21 protein-coding genes are annotated in these 21,148 nt (G+C 68.0%); 7 read left to right on the plus strand and 14 right to left on the minus strand.

Annotated elements, in window-relative coordinates:
* Nucleotides 1-64 precede the first annotated feature (64 nt).
* On the plus strand, nt 65-1,015 hold the full coding sequence (locus IPF36_RS19500) for a MurR/RpiR family transcriptional regulator (protein ID WP_195429613.1): 951 nt from the start codon (nt 65-67) through the stop codon (nt 1,013-1,015).
* On the opposite strand, the gene IPF36_RS19505 is transcribed toward IPF36_RS19500, so the two are convergent.
* From IPF36_RS19505 to IPF36_RS19520, 4 genes are all read right to left on the minus strand, one after another.
* Nucleotides 1,012-3,450, minus strand: a complete 2,439-nt coding sequence (locus IPF36_RS19505) for a DNA internalization-related competence protein ComEC/Rec2 (protein ID WP_195429615.1) — start codon at nt 3,448-3,450, stop codon at nt 1,012-1,014. The two genes, IPF36_RS19500 and IPF36_RS19505, sit on opposite strands and share 4 nt — an antisense overlap.
* 71 nt (nt 3,451-3,521) lie before the next feature.
* Nucleotides 3,522-4,373 carry a TatD family hydrolase gene (locus IPF36_RS19510; protein WP_195429617.1) on the minus strand — a complete coding sequence of 284 codons (852 nt, stop codon included), beginning with the start codon at nt 4,371-4,373 and terminating at the stop codon, nt 3,522-3,524.
* A 22-nt stretch (nt 4,374-4,395) separates the two neighbouring features.
* Nucleotides 4,396-5,136, minus strand: a complete 741-nt coding sequence (gene lolD / locus IPF36_RS19515; protein ID WP_133097574.1) for a lipoprotein-releasing ABC transporter ATP-binding protein LolD — start codon at nt 5,134-5,136, stop codon at nt 4,396-4,398.
* Nucleotides 5,129-6,379: a lipoprotein-releasing ABC transporter permease subunit gene (locus IPF36_RS19520; protein ID WP_195429626.1), complete on the minus strand. Its 1,251-nt coding sequence runs from the start codon at nt 6,377-6,379 to the stop codon at nt 5,129-5,131. Before IPF36_RS19520 ends, lolD begins: the two co-directional genes overlap by 8 nt.
* A 146-nt stretch (nt 6,380-6,525) precedes the next feature.
* On the opposite strand from IPF36_RS19520, the gene IPF36_RS19525 reads away from it, so the two are divergent.
* Complete coding sequence (locus IPF36_RS19525) at nt 6,526-7,632, plus strand: hypothetical protein (RefSeq protein ID WP_195429628.1); 1,107 nt, start codon at nt 6,526-6,528, stop codon at nt 7,630-7,632.
* Between the two features lie 52 nt (nt 7,633-7,684).
* On the plus strand, nt 7,685-9,391 hold the full coding sequence (gene recJ, locus IPF36_RS19530) for a single-stranded-DNA-specific exonuclease RecJ (RefSeq protein WP_195429630.1): 1,707 nt from the start codon (nt 7,685-7,687) through the stop codon (nt 9,389-9,391).
* Nucleotides 9,392-9,418: 27 nt separating this feature from the next.
* On the opposite strand, the gene IPF36_RS19535 is transcribed toward recJ, so the two are convergent.
* Nucleotides 9,419-10,150: a peptidoglycan DD-metalloendopeptidase family protein gene (locus tag IPF36_RS19535; protein ID WP_135704938.1), complete on the minus strand. Its 732-nt coding sequence runs from the start codon at nt 10,148-10,150 to the stop codon at nt 9,419-9,421.
* Nucleotides 10,151-10,353: 203 nt separating this feature from the next.
* On the opposite strand from IPF36_RS19535, the gene prfB reads away from it, so the two are divergent.
* The 4 genes from prfB (at nt 10,354) to IPF36_RS19555 (ending at nt 14,966) form a co-directional block, all read left to right on the plus strand.
* Nucleotides 10,354-11,458 (plus strand): peptide chain release factor 2 gene (gene prfB, locus IPF36_RS19540; RefSeq protein ID WP_133097579.1). Its coding sequence is split into 2 segments (ribosomal slippage): nt 10,354-10,434 and nt 10,436-11,458, totalling 1,104 coding nucleotides; the frame shifts between segments, so codons are not numbered across the junction.
* Nucleotides 11,459-11,588: 130 nt separating this feature from the next.
* The gene (locus IPF36_RS19545) at nt 11,589-12,347 is read left to right on the plus strand and encodes an SDR family oxidoreductase (RefSeq protein ID WP_133097580.1); all 759 of its coding nucleotides are present in this window, start codon (nt 11,589-11,591) and stop codon (nt 12,345-12,347) included.
* 51 nt (nt 12,348-12,398) lie between these two features.
* Nucleotides 12,399-13,955, plus strand: coding sequence for a lysine--tRNA ligase (lysS, locus tag IPF36_RS19550; protein ID WP_195429640.1), 1,557 nt, complete (start codon nt 12,399-12,401; stop codon nt 13,953-13,955).
* 237 nt (nt 13,956-14,192) lie between these two features.
* Nucleotides 14,193-14,966 carry a glycine zipper 2TM domain-containing protein gene (locus IPF36_RS19555; protein ID WP_195429642.1) on the plus strand — a complete coding sequence of 258 codons (774 nt, stop codon included), beginning with the start codon at nt 14,193-14,195 and terminating at the stop codon, nt 14,964-14,966.
* Nucleotides 14,967-15,044: 78 nt separating this feature from the next.
* Here the strand turns inward: IPF36_RS19555 and iscX are convergent, their stop codons facing one another.
* The 9 genes from iscX to iscR form a co-directional block, all read right to left on the minus strand.
* Nucleotides 15,045-15,239, minus strand: coding sequence for a Fe-S cluster assembly protein IscX (gene iscX, locus IPF36_RS19560; protein WP_133097583.1), 195 nt, complete (start codon nt 15,237-15,239; stop codon nt 15,045-15,047).
* A 34-nt stretch (nt 15,240-15,273) separates the two neighbouring features.
* Nucleotides 15,274-15,612, minus strand: a complete 339-nt coding sequence (gene fdx, locus IPF36_RS19565) for an ISC system 2Fe-2S type ferredoxin (protein ID WP_111519648.1) — start codon at nt 15,610-15,612, stop codon at nt 15,274-15,276.
* A 40-nt stretch (nt 15,613-15,652) separates the two neighbouring features.
* On the minus strand, nt 15,653-17,518 hold the full coding sequence (gene hscA / locus IPF36_RS19570) for a Fe-S protein assembly chaperone HscA (RefSeq protein WP_133097584.1): 1,866 nt from the start codon (nt 17,516-17,518) through the stop codon (nt 15,653-15,655).
* A 107-nt stretch (nt 17,519-17,625) separates the two neighbouring features.
* Complete coding sequence (gene hscB, locus IPF36_RS19575) at nt 17,626-18,144, minus strand: Fe-S protein assembly co-chaperone HscB (protein ID WP_133097585.1); 519 nt, start codon at nt 18,142-18,144, stop codon at nt 17,626-17,628.
* A gap of 55 nt (nt 18,145-18,199) precedes the next feature.
* Entirely contained in the window at nt 18,200-18,439 is a 240-nt protein-coding gene (locus tag IPF36_RS19580; RefSeq protein WP_135704934.1) for a DUF3565 domain-containing protein, read from the minus strand.
* A gap of 22 nt (nt 18,440-18,461) precedes the next feature.
* On the minus strand, nt 18,462-18,782 hold the full coding sequence (iscA, locus tag IPF36_RS19585; protein ID WP_010809024.1) for an iron-sulfur cluster assembly protein IscA: 321 nt from the start codon (nt 18,780-18,782) through the stop codon (nt 18,462-18,464).
* Between the two features lie 41 nt (nt 18,783-18,823).
* Complete coding sequence (gene iscU, locus IPF36_RS19590; RefSeq protein ID WP_010809025.1) at nt 18,824-19,222, minus strand: Fe-S cluster assembly scaffold IscU; 399 nt, start codon at nt 19,220-19,222, stop codon at nt 18,824-18,826.
* 66 nt (nt 19,223-19,288) lie between these two features.
* Nucleotides 19,289-20,512 (minus strand): IscS subfamily cysteine desulfurase, encoded by a 1,224-nt coding sequence (locus IPF36_RS19595; RefSeq protein ID WP_276609610.1) that lies wholly within the window; start codon nt 20,510-20,512, stop codon nt 19,289-19,291.
* A gap of 67 nt (nt 20,513-20,579) precedes the next feature.
* On the minus strand, nt 20,580-21,134 hold the full coding sequence (iscR, locus tag IPF36_RS19600; protein ID WP_063238406.1) for a Fe-S cluster assembly transcriptional regulator IscR: 555 nt from the start codon (nt 21,132-21,134) through the stop codon (nt 20,580-20,582).
* Between the last annotated feature and the right edge of the window lie 14 nt (nt 21,135-21,148).

Genomic DNA, 21,148 nt, shown 5'->3' on the forward strand with positions numbered 1-21,148 from the left:
TCGCCAACGGATGTAGAATCTCTACATTAGAGAATCCCGAACAACCTGATATCCGCCCGCCGCCATGCGCGACCGAATCCTTGCCGTCTACGACACGCTCCGCCCCTCCGAACGCCGTCTGGCGGACTACGTCGCCGAGCACGGCGCCGCCGTTATCCGCCTGTCGATGCCCGAACTGGCCGAGCGCGCAGGCGTGTCGCAGCCCACCATCGCACGGTTCTGCGCCGCACTGGGCTACGACGGCTTCCGCGAGTTCAAGCTGCAATTCGCGCAGAACGTCGGCGGCGGCATGCCATTCGTGCACCAGGATGTGGACGCCCACGACCGCCCCGCCGACATCGCCGGCAAGGTGTTCGACCGCACCATCGCCACGCTGATGAGCGTGCGCAACGCGCTGTCGGCCGACCAGATCGAACACGGCATCCACCTGCTGGCGCGCGCCCGCCGCATCGAGTTCTACGGCTGCGGCAATTCCGGCATCGTCGCGCTCGACATCCAGCACAAGTTCTTCCGTCTCGGCATCCCGACCGTCGCCTATTCCGACCCGCATGTCTTCAGCATGTCCGCCGCGCTGCTCGGCGCCGGCGACGTGGCGGTGCTGGTGTCCAACAGCGGCCGCACCTGGGACATGCTGACTGCCGCCACGCTGGCGCGCAGCAGCGGCGCCAGCGTGCTGGCGATCACCCACAGCGGCTCGCCGCTGGCCAAGCTGGCCGACGTTAGCGTGTTTTCCGATGTCGAGGAAGACAGCGAGGTCTATACGCCGATGACCTCGCGCATCAGCCACCTGGTGCTTGGCGACGTGCTGGCCGCGGGCGTGGCACTGGAGCGCGCGGAAACGGTTGCCGCCGGGCTGCAGCGTGCCAAGGCCCACCTGCGCGAACGCCGCATCGCGGGCGCCGAGCCGGCACGCACGCTGCCGCCTGCCCGAGGCCGCGCCAAGCCCCAGCCGGCTGCCGCCGACGCGCAACCTGCCCCGGCGGCCACCCGCGCGCGACGCCGCAAGGCCCGCTAGCGCGGCGCCTCCGGCCGCGCGCGCCAATAGCGCGGCTCGGCCTGCCGAAACACTGACAACGCATACCCCGCCGGCGCCGTGGCCATGGTCACCGCGCCGGTTTCGTCAGTGCGGTAGCGCGCGATGCCGGCGCGTCCATAGCGCTCCCACACGTCGGCGCGGGGGTGGCGGTAGCGGTTGGCATAGCCAAGCTGGAATACCGCCGCCCGGGGCCGCACCGCGTCCAGCCACGCTGCACCGGAAGAGGTGCCGCTGCCGTGGTGCGCCACCACCATCACGTCGGCATGCAGCGCTTCGGGCGGCAGCCTGTCGATCAGCGCGCGTTCTTCGGCCACGCCGATATCGCCGGTCAGCAACAGGCGATGCCGCGCGGTCGCCACGCTCAGCACACAGCTACGGGCGTTGCTGGCGATCGCCGCCTGTTGCGACTGCAATGGCAACGGATGCAGCACCGTGAAACGCACGCCGTCCCAGTCCCATTGCTGGCCGTCCGCGCACGGCGCCCAGCCGGATGCTGGCGGCCCGAGCAAGGCATGGTGCGGCGGCGCGCCGGTACTGCGCGCCGCTACGGCCACCGCCGCCGCCACGTCAGCCACACCACCGGCATGATCCGCGTCTTCATGGCTGACCATCAGCTGGTCGAGCCGGCCGAGACCCAGGCCGCGCAGCACCGGCACCACCACTTGCGCGCCCGCACTGGAGCCCGATGCATAGCCAGGGCCCGTGTCGTACAGCAGCGCATGCGTACGCGTCTGCACCAGCACCGCGGTCCCCTGCCCCACGTCGAGCATCACCGCACGGAACTCGCCATGCGCCACCGGCGGGCCGCGCGCCAATACGAGCGGCAACACCAGCAGGCCGCCATGCAGGCGCGCCGCGGCACTGGCAGGCGGCGCCAGCAACAGCGCGATCCCGAGCAGGGCGAGCAGCAGCGGCAACGGCCCCGATGCCGGCGCCTCCCACATGGCCCACGGCAGGCCGGAAAGCCAACCCAGCAAGGCGGCCAGCCATACCATGGCCTGGTGCGCGACGGCCAGCAACGGCGTGGCCAGCATGGCCGGCGCGGCGGCGGCAGCCAGCGACAGTGGCGTCACCAGCAGGCTGACCACCGGGATCGCGATAGCATTGGCGAGCGGCGACACCACCGACACCTGCTGGAACAGCAACAGCGTCAGCGGCACCAGCCCGGCTGTGACCGCCCATTGCGTGCGCGCCGCGGCGGCAAGCGTGGCACGCATGCGTTGCCAGCGAGTTTCCGGCGCGCCATGCCCGGACCGGGCAGCGTAGAAGATCACCGCCACCGCGCCGAAAGACAGCCAGAAGCCCGGCGACATCACCGCCCACGGATCCAGCAGCAACGCCGCCAGTGCCGCACAAGCCAGCACCACCGACGCCGGCGGTGCCCGCCCACTCCACACCGCCAGTGCGGCCACGCATAGCATCGCCACCGTGCGCAACGCGGGCACCTGCATCCCGGCCAGCAGCCCGTATGTCACCGCACCGGCTACCGCCGTCACCAGGGCCGCGTGCCTGGCCGGCAGCCACAGGGGCAGCGGCCGGCGCAGCCGGCGCCCCAGCCCGAACGAATGCCGCCACAGCATGCCGGCGAACGACCCCGCCATGCCAGCGATCATGGTGATGTGCAGGCCTGAAATGCTGACAAGGTGGCTGATGCCGGTACGCCGGAACAACTGCCAGTCTTCCGTATCGATGCCGCGCTGGTCGCCGATCACCAGCGCGACCAGCACCGGGCCATAGCGCGCATCATCCGGCAGCGCCGCGCGCAGGTGATCGCGCACTGCCGCGCGCCACGCTTCGATGCGCCATGCGAGCCGTTCCCGCGTTGCCTCCTGCGGCGGACCATGCGCGCGTCGTACGTAGCCCGTCGCGCCATAGCCCTGCGCCAGCAGCCAATAGGCATAGTCGAAGCCGAAGGGATTGGCCAGTCCGCGCGGGCGCCGCAGGCGTATGGTCAGGGTATAGCGCTGGCCGGGGTACAGGTCAGGCGGCGCGTCGCGCCAGTGGAGAAGCAGCCGGCCGGGCAACGTCAACCCTGGTTCGTCCGCCCCATCCGGCACGGTCTTCCCGACGGTGAAGGCAAAGCGGACGCCGCCCGCTGATTCGGACGGCAATCCGGAAACCACACCCTGCACGTCGAGATCGCGCGATTCGAGCGATGCGGGCAACCACTCCCGCAAGCGCATATCGGCGCGCCATGCCGCCCAGCAGAACGCGGCACCAACGGCCACCGCGGCCACGGCGGCCAGCACCAGTCCCCGCCATGCGGCACGCAGGCGCCTGCCACGCAGCAGCATCGCGATGGCCGCCAGCACCAGACCGGCAGCGGCCACGCGCACGACGTCCTGCCGCGGCAGCGTTGCCTGCTGCTGCAGCAGCCAGCATCCCGCGACGAACGCCACCACGAACACGCGCACGGCATCTCCCCGGCTGATTGCACACAGCCAGAGTTGTAACCGCACGATGCAGCGGAAAGCTTGTCAGCCTGTCAGGAAATCGTGGAAGTTGTGTGTGTGGCCGGCGCCATGGATTCGGCGAACGCAGCCAGCCGCGGCAGTGCCTCGACGGCATTGCGCCAGGTTGCCTGCGCCAGCGCCGCGGCATCGATGCCGCGCAGATCGCTCAGCACGCGCGCCACGCCGGCGACTTCGGCGGGGGTGTTGCGCACCTTGTGCTGCTCGCCGAACTGGTCGTCGGCAAGCCACGCGGGTGCGATATCGGGAGCGTCGGTTTCCAGCACCAGCGCCTCCAGCGGCATGTCCGTAGCCAGCCGTCGGATCTGGCGCGCGCGGCTGAAGGTCAGGTTGCCGCCGAAGCCAAGCTTGAAGCCCTGCTCGACAAAGCGCCGCGCCTGCTCATGGCTGCCGTTGAACGCATGGGCGATGCCGCGCTTCACGCCCAGCTTGCGCAACTGCGCGCCGACCTGGTCCTGCGACTTGCGCACATGCAGCAGCACCGGCAGGTCAAATTCGCGCGCGATCTTCAACTGTTCGGCATAGAGCCAGGCCTGGTGATTGCTATCGAGACCGGCGACAAAGAAATCGAGCCCGATCTCGCCAATGCCGACGAAGCGCGGATCGCCCATGCTGGCCGCCACCTCGCGCCGCAGCGCATCGATATCGGCCTGCCCGGTACCGGGCGAGCAGAGCGGATGGATGCCGAGTGCGTAGACACAGCGCGAGTCCTCGTGCGCCAGCTTGCGCACCGCCTCGAAATTCCACACCGCCACCGCCGGCACGACCATGCCGCGCACGCCGGCGGCCTCGGCCGCGTCGGCTACCTGGCGCCGGTCAGCGTCGAATTCGCGCGCGTCGAGATGGCAGTGGGTGTCGATCCACATGGTGCAATGCCGGGGGCCCGGCCTAGCGTTCCTGGTGCAGGTGGCCGTCGCGCAGCCGCAGCACGCGGTCGCAGCGGCCGGCCAGGTCGAGGTCGTGGGTGACGATGACGAAGCTGGTGCCGAGCGTGCGCGACAGTTCGAGCATCAGATCGTAGACGCCGCCGGCGGTATGGTCGTCGAGGTTGCCGGTCGGTTCGTCGGCCAGCACGCAGGCGGGTTGCCCCACCAGCGCGCGCGCGATCGCCACGCGCTGCCGCTCGCCGCCGGACAGCTCGCCCGGCCGGTGTTTGGAGCGGCCGCCCAGCCCCACGCGCTCCAGCATCGCCTGCGCCGTGCCGCGCGCATCGTGCTGCGTCATGCCGCGGATACGCATCGGCATCGCCACGTTGTCGAGCGCGGTGAATTCCGGCAGCAGGTGATGGAACTGGTAGACAAAGCCCAGCGAGCGGTTGCGCACCACATTGCGCTCGCGCTCGCGCAGCGCCGTGAACGGCTTGCCGAGCAGCGCAACGCGGCCCGAGTCGGGATTGTCGAGCCCGCCCAGCACATGCAGCAGCGTGCTCTTGCCCGAGCCGGACGCACCGACGATGGCGACCTTCTCGCCGGCATTGACGCGCACGTCCACGCCGCGCAGCACTTCGACATCGAGCCCGCCCTGGCGAAAACGCTTGGTCAGGCCCTCCGCCACCAGCACCGGCGAACCGGCGACCGCCTGGCCCGCCGCATTGGGGGCGGTATCCGCTTGCAGCACGGCTTCACTCATAGCGCAGCGCCTCCGCGGGGTTGACGCGGGCGGCACGCCAGCTGGGGTACAGCGTGGCCAGCGTGGCCAGCACGAAGGAAATGATGCCGATGGTGGCGATGTCGTTCACGCGGGGATCCGAAGGCAATTCACTGATGAAATAGATGTCGCGCGGCAGGAACTGCACGCTGAGCACGCGCTCGATAAACGGCACAATCACGTCGATATTGGTCGCGATCAGCGTACCGCCGGCCACGCCCAGGATGGTGCCGATAAAGCCGATGGCGACGCCCTGCACGATAAAGATCTTCATGATCGAGCGGGGCTGCGCGCCCATGGTGCGCAGGATGGCGATATCGGCCTGCTTGTCGGTCACGGTCATCACCAGCGTCGACACCAGGTTGAACGCGGCCACCGCGATGATCAGCGTCAGGATGATGAACATCATGCGCTTCTCGGTCTGCACCGCGGCGAACCAGTTGCGGTTCTGCTTGGACCAGTCGCGCAGGTACAGCTCGCCCGACATGGTGCCGGCGAGCTGCTGCGCCACCTGCGGCGCGCGCTGCATGTCCTGCAGCTTCAGCCGCACACCGGTAGGTCCGCTCAGGCGGAACAGCGTCTCGGCGTCATGCATGTTGACCAGCGCCAGCGCGCTGTCGAACTCGAAGTGGCCCGACGAGAAGATGCCGGTCACGGTGAACTGCTTGAGCCGCGGCAGCACGCCGGCCGGCGTGATGGTGCCCTGCGGCGCGACCAGCGTAACCTTGTCGCCGACCTGCACGCCCATGGCATTGGCCAGCTCGTTGCCCAGCGCGATGCCGAATTCGCCCGGCACCAGCGCGTTCATGCTGCCGGACTTGAACTGGCTGCCGATGTCCGAGACCTTGGGTTCCTGCGACGGCTCGACACCACGCAGCAGCACGCCGCGCACGGCATCGTCGCGGGTCAGCATGGCCTGCGCCGCCACATAGGGCGCGGCGCCGACCACTTCCTTGTTCTGCATCGCCTCGGCCGCGGTGTGCTGCCAGTCGGGCAGCGACGACGGGCCGATGACCTCGATATGCGCCAGCACCGACAGCATGCGGTCGCGCACTTCTTTCTGGAAGCCGTTCATCACCGACAGCACCACGATCAGCGCGGCCACGCCCAGGGCGATCCCGAACATCGAGATCATCGAGATAAACGAAATAAAGGTGTTGCGGCTGGCGCGCTTGCTGGCGCGGGTGTATCGCCAGCCGATCTGCCACTCGTAGGGAAAGTTCAAGAGGATTCCTGTTGTTTCGGGATATCGCCGCCGCCCTTTCAAGGGGCGCCGGCGGCACTCAGGGAGCCGTGGCGAACGCCTTCCACGATGCACGGAAGCGGCGCGGGACTGGCATCGACCAGCCGGAAGTTTACAATCTCGCCACCATGATGACGCACCTGACCCTGATTGTGCCCTTTTCCGTCCCGCCGGGCGCCGGCGACGACGGCCGTGACGACGTCATTCCCGGCGCGCTGCTGCGGCAGTTGGAGCTGCCAGCGCTCGGAAAGTTGCTGACGCGGGCCACGCCGGGCCAGCGCGAGCGGCACGACGACCCGTTCCTGCGCAGCCTGCCGCAGGAACGCTGGCTGGCCGCCAAGACGGGGCTCGACACAGGCCGGGTGCCGTCGGCGCCTTATATGCGGCTGGCCGACAGCAGCGCAGCCGCCCTGGCGGCGGACGGCCAGTCCTGGGCCTGCCTGCAGCCGGTGCACATCCACGCGGCACGCGACCACCTGGTGCTGATGCCGCCGGCGCATCTCGGCATCCGGCCGGATGAGGCGGCCGCGCTGCACGCCGCCATCGAGCCGCTGCTGCAGGAATCCGGCATCGCGCTGCAGACGCCCTGCCCGGTGCGCTGGTACCTTCCCGAGTCAGTGTTCGGCCCGCTGGTAGCGACCACGCCGCTGCGCGCGGCCGGGCGCAACATCGATATCTGGATGCAGGCCGGCGAGCGTGCGCGCGACTGGCGCCGGGTACAGAACGAGATCCAGATGACCTGGTTCGACCACCCGGTCAACCAGGCCCGCGAGGCGCGCGGCGAGCTGCCGGTGAACTCGGTCTGGCTGTATGGCGGCGGCACGCTGCAGGCCGTGCCGCGCCTGGCCGACACGGTACTGAGCGACGACCCGTTCCTGGCCGGGCTGGCGCTGGCCGCCGGCAGCCGCGTATTGCCCGTGCCAGCGGGATTGGCCGGCGTGGCGGCGTCCGGGGGATCGGCGTTGGCGATGCTGGAACTCGCCACCGAAGCCCATATCACGGAGGACTGGGGCCTGTGGATCGAGCGCATGCATGCGCTCGATGCCGACTGGTTCGCACCGGCGCTGGAGGCGCTGGCCGCAGGCGGCATCGGCGGCGTGACGCTGGTGCTGGGCGGCGAGAACCACTTTGCCGAGTTCACCGTGACCCGCGCCGACCTGCGCAAGTTCTGGCGCGGCATGGGCCAGCGCGGCGACTGGCGCGCGCTGCTGTCCGACCTCGCCTTTGCCGCCTGAACCTCGCCGAACGCCAGCCAACGACCCATCGCAAGAACAAGACCGCCCCGCCATGACCCGGATCGCCATCCGCACCTATTCCTCCGAACACGTCTCCACGCTGGCCGCCGCCGGATTGCATCCCACGCTGGCCCGCATCCTGGCCGCGCGCGGCGTGGCCCGCACCGCCGAGCTGGCGACCGACCTGCCTGAACTGGTGCCACCGGGCGCCATGAAGGGCATCGGCCATGCCGCCACCTACCTCGCCGACGCCATCGCCGCCGGCAAGCGCCTGCTGATCGTCGCCGACTATGACTGCGACGGCGCCACCGCCTGCGCGGTCGGGGTGCGCGGGCTGCGCATGCTGGGCGCGCGGGTCGAGTACATCGTCCCCAACCGCTTCGAGTACGGCTACGGCCTGACGCCGGAGATCGTGGCGCTGGCGGCCAGGCAGCAGCCGGACGTGATCGTCACCGTCGACAACGGCATCGCCAGCGTCGACGGCGTGGCCGCGGCCAATGCGCTGGGAATCGACGTGGTGGTGACCGACCACCACCTGCCGGGCGCCGAACTGCCCGACGCGGCGGTGATCGTCAACCCGAACCAGCCGGGCTGCGAATTCCCGAGCAAGAACCTGGCGGGCGTGGGCGTGATGTTCTACGTGCTGCTGGCGCTGCGCGCCGAGCTGCGCCGGCGCGGCGTCTACACCCAGGCCACCCAGCCGCCGCTGCAGACGCTGCTCGACCTGGTGGCGCTGGGCACCGTCGCCGACGTGGTCAAGCTCGACACCAATAACCGCATCCTGGTGGCGCAGGGCCTGCGGCGGATGCGCGCGGGACGCATGCAGCCGGGCGTGGCGGCGCTGTTCCGCGCCGCGGGCCGCGAGGCGTCGCGTGCCAATACCTTCGACCTCGGCTTCGGGCTGGGCCCGCGCCTGAACGCGGCCGGCCGGCTGGCGGACATGTCGCTGGGCATCGAATGCCTGCTGACCGACGATGCCAACCGCGCCTGGGAAATCGCCCAGGAGCTCGACAGCATGAACCGCGAGCGGCGCGATATCGAGGCCGGCATGCAGCAGGAGGCCTTGCAGATCCTGGAGCAGCCCATGGCCGGTCTTGCCGGCCCGGATCCGTCGGCGCGCTTTACCGTCAGCGTGTTCAACGACACCTGGCACCAGGGCGTGATCGGCATCGTCGCATCGCGGCTCAAGGACAAGTACCACCGCCCCACCATCACCTTCGCGCCCGGCGATGAAGCCACCATCAAGGGCTCGGGCCGCTCGATCCCGGGCTTCCACCTGCGCGACGCGCTCGACCTGGTGTCCAAGCGCTGCCCCGGCATGATGGTCAAGTTCGGCGGCCATGCCATGGCGGCCGGCCTGACCGTGCGCGCCGAGCGTTTTGCCGAGTTCCAGGAAGCCTTCGAAGCGGTCGGCAAGGAATGGCTGACCGACGACCAGCTCGCGCGCGTGATCGAGACCGACGGCGATATCGAGGACCACTGCTTCAGCCCAGAATTCGTCACCCTGCTGGAGCAGCAGGTGTGGGGCCAGGGCTTCCCGGCACCGACCTTTTGCGGCGAGTTCGACGTGCTGCGCCAGAGCGTGCTCAAGGGCAAGCACCTGAAGCTGCAGCTCGGGCGCGGCAGCCAGCGCTTCGATGCGATCTGGTTCAACCACGCCGAATCGCTCGGGGCCAGCGCGCAGGTGGCCTACCGGCTCGACAACAACACCTTCAACGGCGTCACGCGCGTGCAACTGGTGATCGAGCACGCGCAATAGCGTGCCGGCCGGGGCATCGCCCCGGTCCTAGCCGCGCGCGGGGAGATAGGCCGCCGGATCGACCGGCTTGCCATTGGCGCGCACTTCGAAATGCAGTTCGCTGGCGCTGGCGCCCATGCGGCCCACGTCCTGCCCGGCCGCCACCGTGGTGCCCTCGCTGACCAGCGGCTGGTCCAGGTTGCCGTAGACGGTCAGCCAGTCGTCGTTGTGCTTGACGATCACCAGCATGCCGTAGCCGCGCAGGTTGCCCACATGGATGGCCCGGCCGGCCGCGGCGGCGCGCACCGTGCCGTTGGCCGGCACGGCAATGGTCAGGCCCTTGCTGGCGGGCGGCGAGTAGCGCGCGATGACGCGGCCGTCGGCCGGCCATTGCAGGCGGATGCTGCTGGCGGGCGGCCTTGACGCGCCGCTGTCGGCGCGTGGGGTATCGGTGACGGCCTGGCCGGTGCCGGTCGAGGCGGTCGAGCCGGCCGAGGCGGCGGCACTGCCGCCGGGCGGCCGCACGCGGATCAGCTGGCCCACTTCGATCTGGCTGGGGCTGGCGATGTCGCTGTTCCAGCGGGTCAGGTCGCGCACGGTGCGGCCGTGCTTGCGGGCGATCGAATAGAGCGTATCGCCGCGTTCCACGCGGTAATAGCCATCCGGCACGGGGCCGCCGGTGGTGCCGCAGCCGGCCGCGACCGCGGCGGCGGTGGCGGCCAGCAGCAGGCCCAGCGCGCGGCGCCGGCCTGCCTCGATGTCATGTCTGGTTTTCGTCATGCGTCCCTGTTTGTCTTCATGCCGGGGGGCGGCTTGCGAATGCGTATTATCGCCGCGTGCGCTGCCCGGCACCGCCGGATAGACCATCGCATGGCCTTTCCGTTCGCCGCGCGGCAGCCATGGCCGCCGCAAATGCCCGAATCCGCGACCGATCCCGGGCACCAATCCGCTATAATTCAAGGTTTTCGAAGCGCAGGAACATCATGGAAGCAGAACGCCTCAACGCCATCTCCGGTGCCATCTCCGATCTCCGTTCCCGGACGGAAGATCTACGGGGGTATCTTTGACTACGATGTCAAAGTAGGAAGGCTGGACGAAGTCAACGGCCTGCTGGAAGACCCGGACGTCTGGAACAACCCCAAGCGCGCCCAGGATCTCGGCAAGGAAAAAAAGGCCCTCGAGGGCGTGGTCAGCGTCCTCGGCAAGCTCACGGACGACCTTAGCGGTGCCGAGGAACTGTTCGAGCTCGCCAAGGAAGAAGGCGACGACGAGACCCTCGAATCGATCGAAACCGACGTCCAGGGCTTCGAGGAGATTGTGGCGGGCATGGAATTCCGCCGCATGTTCTCCGGCGAAATGGACCAGGCCAACGCCTTTATCGACATCCAGGCCGGCGCCGGCGGCACCGAAGCCTGCGACTGGGCCTCGATGCTGCTGCGCCAGTACCTGAAGTACTGCGAGCGCAAGGGCTTCAAGGCCGAGGTGCTGGAAGAGTCCGAAGGCGACGTGGCCGGCATCAAGAGCGCGACCATCAAGATCGAGGGCGAATACGCCTTCGGCTATCTGCGTACCGAGACCGGCGTGCACCGCCTGGTGCGCAAGTCGCCGTTCGATTCGTCGGGCGGGCGCCATACCTCGTTCTCGTCGGTGTTCGTCTACCCCGAGGTGGACGACTCGTTCGAAGTGGAAGTCAACCCGGCCGACCTGCGCGTGGACACGTACCGCGCTTCGGGCGCCGGCGGCCAGCACATCAACAAGACCGATTCGGCCGTGCGGATCACGCACATCCCGACCGGCATCGTGGTGCAGTGCCAGAACGACCGCTCGCAGCACCGCAACCGTGCCGAGGCCATGTCGATGCTGAAGTCGCGCCTGTACGAGCACGAGATGCGCAAGCGCCAGGCCGAGGCCGACAAGCTGGAAGCCGGCAAGACCGACGTGGGCTGGGGCCACCAGATCCGCTCCTACGTGCTGGACCAGAGCCGCATCAAGGACCTGCGCACCAACGTGGAAATGTCCAATACCCAGAAGGTGCTGGACGGCGACCTGGACCCGTTCATCGAGGCCAGCCTCAAGCAAGGACTGTAAGGCAACGACCGTTGTCCGCGCCGCCCGCCCTGCCGGCGCGGCCGGCGGCGGCACAGCAATCCATCCAACGCTGTACCACCGCCCGCGCCGCACCGCACGGCGGCAGGGCGACATCTCCGACCGGGGCACCATGAGCGAAGCCAATCACCTCTACATCATCACCGGCGCCTCGCGCGGGCTGGGCGCTGCACTGACCAACGCCCTGCTCGTGCCGGGCAACCGCCTGATCTGCGTGGCGCGCAGCCGCAACAACGAGCTGGAGCGCATCGCCACCATGAGCGGCGTGCCGGTGGCCTGGCACCTGCAGGACCTGTCCCAGGCCGGCCCCGCGGCCACCTGGCTGGCCAGCGTGATCGATACCCTCGACCAGCCGCCGGCCAGCGCCACGCTGATCCTGAACGCCGGCGTGGTCGAGCCGATCGGCCCGGTCTCGCGCCTGCAGGAAAGCACGCTGGTACCGCACTTGCTGACCAACCTCGCGGCGCCGATGACGATGACCGCTGCGTTCCTGGAGCGCACCGAGAAGTTCGACTGCCCGCGCAAGGTGCTGGCGATCTCTTCCGGCGCGGCACGCCGCCCGATCGAGGGCTGGAGCGCCTACTGCGCCGGCAAGGCGGGCCTGGACATGTTCATGCGCTCGGTCAACGCCGAGTATGCGCAGGCACCGGCACCGCGCACCGTGCGCGCGGTGGCGCTGGCGCCGGGCGTGATCGATACCGGCATGCAGAACGTGATCCGCAACGCCGACTTTGCCCAGGTCCAGCGCTTCCGCGACCTGAAGGCGAACGAACAGCTCGCTTCCGCCGAGGAAACCGCGGGCCGCATCGTCGCCTACCTGCACCGCCCGGATTTCGGCAGCACCGAGCTGGACGATCTCCGCAATTACTGAAGCCATACTGATCCCGCGCGCGGCCCGCCGCGTGCGACGCTAGAAGACATCATGACCGAACCGAATCACGCCCAGGCCAAGTCGCAGGCCAAGCCAGCCGCCGCGGACACGCCCGCCGTCGACGAGAACAAGATCATCGCGGAGCGGCGCGAGAAGCTGGCCGCGCTGCGCCAGCAAGGCGTGGCCTTCCCCAACGATTTCCGCCCCACCCACCAGGCCGCCGCGCTGCACGCGCAGTATGGCGAGTCCGACCAGGCCGCGCTCGAAGCCAGCCCGGTCGAGGTCGCGATCGCCGGCCGCATGATGCTCAAGCGCGTGATGGGCAAGGCCAGCTTCGCCACCGTGCAGGACGGCAGCGGCCAGATCCAGTTCTACATCACCCGCGACAAGGTCGGCGAAGAGGTCTACGCCGCCTTCAAGCACTGGGACCTGGGCGACATCATCAGCGCCCGCGGCGAGCTGTTCCGCACCAACAAGGGCGAGCTGTCGGTGCAGGTGCGCGAGCTGCGCCTGCTGTCCAAGTCGCTGCGTCCGCTGCCGGACAAGTTCCACGGCCTGGCCGACCAGGAGATGAAGTACCGCCAGCGCTATGTCGACCTGATCGTGTCGCCGGAAACGCGCAACACCTTCCGTGCCCGCACCAACGCGATCTCCTCGCTGCGCCGCCATATGGCCGACGCCGGCTTCATGGAAGTGGAAACGCCGATGCTGCACCCGATCCCGGGCGGCGCCGCGGCCAAGCCGTTCATCACGCACCACAACGCGCTGGACATGCAGATGTTCATGCGCATCGCGCCCGAGCTGTACCTGAAGCGCCTGGTCGTCGGCGGCTTCGAGCGCGTGTTCGAGATCAACCGCAACTTCCGCAACGAGGGGGTGAGCCCGCGCCACAACCCCGAGTTCACCATGATGGAGTTCTACGCGGCCTACACGGACTACCGCTGGCTGATGGACTTCACCGAAGACCTGATCCGCAAGGCCGCGATCGACGCGCGCGGCAGCGCCGTGCTGACCTACCAGGACCGCGAGCTCGACCTGTCGAAGCCGTTCCATCGCCTGACCATCTGCCAGGCGATCCAGAAGTTCGCGCCGCAGTACACCGACGCGCAACTGGCCGATGCCGAGTTCCTGCGCGTCGAGCTGAAGAAGTTCGGCGTCAACACCAACGCGCCGCAGTTCCTCAATGCCGGGCTGGGCACGCTGCAGCTGGTGCTGTTCGAGGAAACCGCCGAGAGCCAGCTGTGGGAGCCGACGTTCATCGTCGACTACCCGGTCGAGGTCTCGCCGCTGGCGCGCGCTTCGGACACGGTGCCGGGCATCACCGAGCGATTCGAGCTGTTCATCACCGGCCGCGAGATCGCCAACGGCTTCTCGGAGCTCAATGATGCCGAGGACCAGGCCGACCGCTTCCGCAAGCAGGTCGAGCAGAAGGATGCCGGCGACGAGGAGGCGATGTATTTCGACGCCGACTATATCCGCGCGCTGGAATACGGCATGCCCCCGACGGGCGGCTGCGGCATCGGCATCGATCGCCTGGTGATGCTGCTGACGGATAGCCCGAATATCCGCGACGTCATCCTGTTCCCGCACCTGCGCAAGGAAGACTGACGGTTTGCTCCCTCTCCCGCAAGCGGGAGAGGGAGCACACAAGCGGTAGATCAAGACACGCCGCACGGGCCATCATCTGTTACAGCCCCACCTCCCCGCCGCACCAAGCCACGCCCAACTCATTGATACAAAAGGCCTTTTCCGCCTACATATATTTACAAAAACAAACGGAAAACGCCCCCCGCTTCCGCCAAACTGGTTCCATCCCATCGCGGCCATCGCCGCACCGGAGCCACAATGCAGAGCCAAGCCACTTCGCACGACCACACCCCCACACCGCTGCAGCCGCTGCCGCCGCTGCGCCGGCTGCATCCGCTGATCGGCGCGGCAGCCGTGGCCGTGGTCATTGCCAGCCTGACCGCCGTCGCCGCCGTCACCGGCGTGCTGCCGCTCGGCAAGGCCGACCCTGATCTGCACGCACCGCAAAGCCAGCAAGCTGCACAGGCGCCGCAAGGGCCTTTGCCGGTCACCACGCAGACCGCCCCGCCGCCAGGCAGTACTACGCGTCCGCCTGTCTACGACGACGGCCAGCCCGCGCAATCGCGCCAGAACGCCACTTCCTCGCAGCCGACGCAAGCGGCACCGCGCACCGCTCCCGCGCGCCAGGCCGCCCAGCGCGATAGCGAGCCCCGCGCCAGCCAGAGCGCCGGCACCGAGCGCCCGGCCGCCAAGGGCAGCCCATATGCCGGCCGCATCGTCGCCGTCACGCCGATAGAGACCCAGAAGCCCAACACCAGCGGCCTGGGCGCGCTCGGCGGCGCCGTGGTCGGCGGCCTGCTGGGCAACCAGGTGGGCAAGGGCAATGGCCGCATCGTCGGCACGGTTGTCGGTGCGGTGGGCGGCGGCGTCGCAGGCAACCAGATCGAAAAGGCCGTGAGCAAGGACACCCACTATCAGGTGCGCGTCCGCATGGATGACGGCAGCCACCGCACCTTCACGTATGAGCAGGACCCCGCGGTGCAGGTCGGCGAGCGCGTGCACATGGAAAACGGTGCGCTGGTGCGAGGCTGACCCTCCAAATTCGCGCTGCACCAATGCAAAAGGCCGGCGATCACGCCGGCCTTTCTGCTTCATTCCGATACCGAGAGCTTATTCCGCTTCCTGGATCCAAGCTTGCTGGATCGCCTCCAGGATCTTCTCGCCCGAACGCGCCGGATCGTCGGCGAAGCCGTCGAGCTCCAGCACCCAGCTGCGCAGGTCGGTAAAGCGCACGCCGGCCGGGTCGACGTCAGGATACTTGTCGTACAGCGCGGCGGCGATATCGTAGGTATCGGTCCACTTCATGGGTTCGTTCTCCGCTGAGATCTGTGCCGGCGGCTCAGTGGCCTTCCTTGGCGTGGTTGATGGTGTACTTGGGAATCTCGACGGTCAGGTCTTCCTCGTCGACGATGGCCTGGCAAGACAGGCGCGAATTCGGCTCCAGGCCCCAGGCCTTGTCGAGCAGGTCCTCTTCCTTCTCCTCGGCCTCGTTGAGCGAATCGAAGCCTTCGCGCACGATCACGTGGCAAGTGGTGCAGGCACAGGATTTCTCGCACGCGTGCTCGAGCTCGATACCGTGGGAAAGCAGCGAGTCGAGGACGCTGACGCCCTTCTCGGCTTCGATCACCTTCCCTTCCGGGCAGTATTCGACGTGGGGCAAAACAATGATCTGTGGCATGTCGTTTCCTGGGTTCTGTAGTGCGGTGCAGGCGCGGTGATCAGCCCAGTTCCTGTACCTTGCGCCCGGCCAGCGCGCTCTTGATCGAGCGGTCCATGCGGCGGGCGGCGAATTCATCGGTGCCGTGCGACAGTTTTTCCACCGTGGCGCGGATCGCCAGGTGATCTTCACCCCTGGCGATCTCGCGCACGCCGGCGATCAGCGCTTCGACCTGTGCGCGCTCCTCGGCCGACAGCAAGTCGCCATCGGTCTGCAGCGCACGCTCGGTGGCCTCGACCAGGCGGTCGGCCTCGACACGTTCCTCGGCCAGCGCACGGCTCTTCATGTCGTGCTCGGCTTCGCGGAAGCTGTCCTGCAGCATGCGCGCGATATCGTCGTCGGCCAGCCCGTACGACGGCTTGACCGTCACCGAGGCTTCCACGCCCGAATGCGTCTCGCGCGCGGTCACCGACAGCAGGCCGTCGGCGTCGACCTGGTAGGTCACGCGGATGCGCGCCGCGCCAGCCACCATCGGCGGGATGCCGCGCAGCTCGAAGCGCGCCAGCGAGCGGCAGTCACTGGCCAGCTCGCGCTCGCCCTGCAGCACGTGGATCGCCATCGCAGTCTGGCCGTCCTTGAAGGTGGTGAACTCCTGCGCACGCGCCACCGGGATGGTGCTGTTGCGCGGGATGATCTTCTCGACCAGCCCGCCCATGGTCTCGACGCCCAGCGACAGCGGGATCACGTCGAGCAGCAGCCAGTCTTCGCCCGGCGCATGGTTGCCGGCCAGCAGGTTGGCCTGCATCGCGGCGCCCAGCGCCACCACGCGGTCGGGGTCGAGATTGGTCAGCGGGGTCTGGCCGAAGTAGTCGCCGACCGCCTTGCGGATCGACGGCATGCGCGTGGCGCCACCGACCAGCACCACGCCCTTGACGTCGTCGGGCGTCACGCCGGCGTCGCGCAGCGCCTTGCGCACCGGTGCCAGTGTCTTCTGCACCAGATTGGCGGTGATCTTCTCGAAGGTCTCGTCGGTCAGCGTCAGGTGGACGATCTCGCCGGAGTCGAGCACTGCGTCGATCACGGTGCTGTCCGCTTCCGACAGGGCTTCCTTGGCGGCGCGCGCGCGCACCATCAGCAGGCGCATGTCCTGCGCCGACAGCGGCTGCAGGCTGGCCTGCTCGACGATCCAGCACAGCAGCCGCTGGTCGAAGTCATCGCCGCCCAGCGCGGAATCGCCGCCGGTGGCCATCACTTCGAACACGCCGCGCGTGAGCTTGAGCACCGAGATATCGAAGGTGCCGCCGCCCAGGTCATAGACCGCGTAGACGCCTTCGGCGGCGTTGTCGAGGCCATAGGCAATGGCCGCGGCGGTGGGCTCGTTCAGCAGGCGCAGCACTTCCAGGCCGGCCAGGCGCGCGGCGTCCTTGGTCGCCTGGCGCTGTGCCTCATCGAAATAGGCCGGCACGGTGATGACCGCACCGACCAGGTCGTCGCCCAGCGTGTCTTCGGCACGCTGGCGCAGCGTGGCCAGGATCTCGGCCGAGATTTCCACCGGGCTTTTCACGCCCGCGGCGGTCTTGATCTGCACCATGCCCGGCGCATCGACGAAATCGTACGGGCTGTGCTCGATATTGGCCACGTCGCGCAGGCCGCGGCCCATGAAACGCTTGACCGAGACGATGGTGTTCTTGGGATCGCGCACCGCTTCGTCCTGGGCCCGGTAGCCGATATGCGCGGTACGGTCCGGCAGGTAGCGCACGACCGAAGGCAGCAGCGCGCGGCCGCGCTCGTCGCCCAGCACCTCGGGGATGCTGCTGCGTACCGCGGCCACCAGCGAGTTGGTGGTGCCGAGGTCGATGCCGACGGCCAGGCGGCGTTGGTGGGGCGCCGGCGACATGCCGGGTTCGGAAATCTGGAGCAGTGCCATGGTAATTCTTCGCTGTCTTGTACGGCAGGGGAAACCGCCATGCGGGCGGCATGGGTGCGGTTTTCAAGCCGGGCGCCATTGTGTCACGGCCCCGGCAATCGTGCCGGTCAGTCTTCCAGCCGGTCGATAGCCTCGCTGGTATCGTGCTCGATCTTCTCGATAAACATCAGCTGGCGGACCGCGCCACCGGCGGCTTCGTTGTCGCCGGCGTCGAGCAGCGCGCCCATTGCGGCGTGGCGCTCGCGCTTTTCCCGGCGCAGCTCGCGCAGCAGCGCATCGAGGCGGTCCACGTCGCGCGCTTCCACCGCTTCCTGCAGTGCTTCACGCCACTCCATCTGCTGCATCAGGAAGGCGGGCGACATGGCGGTGTTGTTCTCCGCCTGCACGTCGACGCCGCGCAGCTTCAGCAGGTAGGTCGCGCGGCGCAGCGGCTGGCGCAGCGTGCGGTACGCTTCGTTGGCATGCGCGGCCCACTGCATGGCCACGCGGCGCTCGGCATCGCCGGCGTTGGCGAAGCGGTCCGGGTGCGCCTGCGACTGCACGGTGCGATAGGCCGCGTCCAGCGCGGCCTCGTCGACGCCGAACTGTGCCGGCAGGCCGAACAGCGCAAAAAAATCGTCTTTCAACTGCTTCCCCAAGAAAAAAGAGCGGCCGCGCCGCCCCTTCGTCCATTCGCCGCCATCACCGGCCGGCAGGCTGGCTGGCCCGCGCCAGCGCCCACTCCGCCGGCGCTTCATTGCGGTCGCACTTCAGGCAGTTCACCCGCGTGCCGATCATGCCGGCGCGGCCCTGCACGCTCTGCGTCCACGGCCGCAACTGCCACGGCGGATCGTGCCGGACGTGCTGGCCATGGCCGCAATCGAGTTCGGCCACCCAGTGGCCTTCCTCGTCCCGGTGGAACCCGGTGATGCTGCGCTCCACCGACGCTACCGCGATGTGCTGCTCAGACCGTGAAGGACTCGCCGCAGCCGCACTCGTCCTTGACGTTGGGGTTGTTGAAGCGGAACCCTTCATTCAACCCTTCGCGCGCATAGTCGAGCTCGGTGCCGTCGATATACGGCAGGCTCTTGGCGTCGACGATGACCTTGATGCCGTGCGACTCGAACACCGCGTCTTCCGGCAGCAGCTCGTCCACATACTCCAGCTTGTAGGCCAGGCCCGAGCAGCCGGTGGTCTTCACGCCCAGGCGCAGGCCCACGCCCTTGCCGCGGCGTTCCAGGTAGCGGGCGACGTGCTTGGCCGCCTTCTCGGTCATCGTGATCATCGTTGCGTCTTCCTTCGTGCTTCGCTTGTCGATCGACAGGATCAGGCGGCCTTCTGCTCGGCGCCGTGCTTCTTCTTGTAGTCTTCGACAGCGGCCTTGATCGCGTCTTCAGCCAGGATCGAGCAGTGGATCTTCACCGGCGGCAGCGCCAGTTCCTCGGCGATCTGGGTGTTCTTGATCTCCAGCGCCTGGTCCACGGTCTTGCCCTTGACCCACTCGGTCACCAGCGACGACGAGGCGATGGCCGAGCCGCAGCCATAGGTCTTGAACTTGGCGTCTTCGATCACGCCAGCCTCGTTGACCTTGATCTGCAGCTTCATCACGTCGCCGCAAGCCGGGGCGCCGACCATGCCGGTGCCGACCGCATCGTCGTTCTTGTCGAACGAACCGACGTTGCGGGGGTTTTCATAGTGGTCGAGAACCTTCGTGCTGTATGACATTTTGCTTACCTCTTGCGTATCTTTTGCGGGGGGTCTTGCTGTAATTTTTTCTGATCCGTCGGGCGCTCAGTGCGCGGCCCACTGGATCGAATTCAGGTCGACGCCGTCCTTGAACATTTCCCACAGCGGCGACAGGTCGCGCAGCTTGCCGATCTTCGACTTGAGCAGCTCGACAGTGAAGTCGATCTCCTGCTCGGTGGTGAAGCGGCCGACCGTGAAGCGGATCGAGCTGTGCGCCAGCTCATCGTTGCGGCCCAGCGCGCGCAGCACGTACGACGGCTCCAGCGAGGCCGAGGTGCAGGCGGAGCCCGACGACACCGCCACGTCCTTGATCGCCATGATCAGCGACTCGCCCTCGACGAAGTTGAAGCTGACGTTCAGGTTGTGCGGCACACGGTGTTCCAGGTCGCCGTTCAGGTAGACCTCTTCCATGTCCGACAGGCCGTTCCAGAGGCGGTCGCGCAGCATGCGGATGCGTTCGTTCTCGGTGGCCATTTCCTCGCGGGCGATGCGGAAGGCTTCGCCCATGCCGACGATCTGGTGCGGGGCCAGCGTGCCCGAGCGCATGCCGCGCTCATGGCCGCCGCCGTGCATCTGCGCCTCGATGCGCACGCGCGGCTTGCGGCGCACGTACAGCGCGCCGATGCCCTTGGGGCCATAGGTCTTGTGGGCCGAGAACGACATCAGGTCGCACTTCAGCTTGTTCAGGTCGATCGCCACCTTGCCGGTCGCCTGTGCGGCGTCGCAGTGGAAGATGATGCCCTTCTCGCGGCAGATCTCGCCGATCTGCTCCACGTCCTGGATTACGCCGATCTCGTTGTTGACCAGCATCACCGACACCAGGATCGTGTCCGGGCGCAGTGCCTGCTTGAACACGTCCATGTCGAGCAGGCCGTTTTCCTTCACGTCCAGGTAGGTCACCTCGAAGCCCTGGCGCTCCAGTTCGCGCGTGGTGTCGAGCACGGCCTTGTGCTCGGTCTTCACGGTGATGATGTGCTTGCCCTTGCCCGAATAGAAGTTCGCGGCACCCTTGATCGCCAGGTTGTCCGATTCGGTCGCACCCGACGTCCACACGATCTCGCGCGGGTCGGCGCCGACCAGTGCGGCGACCTGCTCACGCGCTTCTTCCACCGCGCGCTCCGCGTCCCAGCCGTACGCATGGCTGCGCGAGGCGGGGTTGCCGAACTGCTCGCGCAGGTACGGAATCATCTTGTCCGCCACGCGCGGGTCCACCGGCGTGGTGGCCGAGTAATCCATGTAGATGGGGAAATGTGGGGTGCTCATCGTTATGACTGCCTTTTAGGGACCGCTGTATCGCTGATTACTGTCGTTGCCTGCCGCGTGCGTTGGTAGACGCTCAGGACTGCGCCAGGCTGAATACTGAATTCACCACCCTCGCCCGGACCGGCTTTTCCTGCTTGTCGGCCTTGCCGCGCGCGGCGGCGGCGGCCGGCTGCGCGGCTTCCTCGCGCATGTCGTGCAGCACCGCGGGTTGGCGGGCACGCTGCTGGTCGACCAGGTTCTTGAGGGAGACGGAGTCGAGGTACTCGACCATCTTCTGGTTCAGCGTTGCCCACAGTTCGTGGGTCATGCAACGCCCGGAGCCGTCATCTCCGTTACAATTACCCTTTCCGCCGCACTGGGTGGCGTCCAGCGGCTCGTCGACGGCGATGATGATGTCCGCCACCGTGACGTCTTCGGCCTTGCGCGCCAGGCTGTAGCCACCGCCCGGGCCGCGCACGCTTTCGACGATCTCATGCCGGCGCAGCTTGCCGAACAGCTGTTCCAGGTAGGACAGCGAGATCTTCTGGCGCTGGCTGATGCCGGCGAGCGTCACCGGTCCCTGATCCTGGCGCATGGCCAGGTCGATCATCGCAGTGACCGCGAAGCGGCCTTTGGTGGTCAGTCTCATGGTGCAGGGCTCTG

The sequence above is a fragment of the Cupriavidus sp. IK-TO18 genome (genome assembly GCF_015549295.1).
GTDB lineage: Bacteria > Pseudomonadota > Gammaproteobacteria > Burkholderiales > Burkholderiaceae > Cupriavidus > Cupriavidus oxalaticus_A.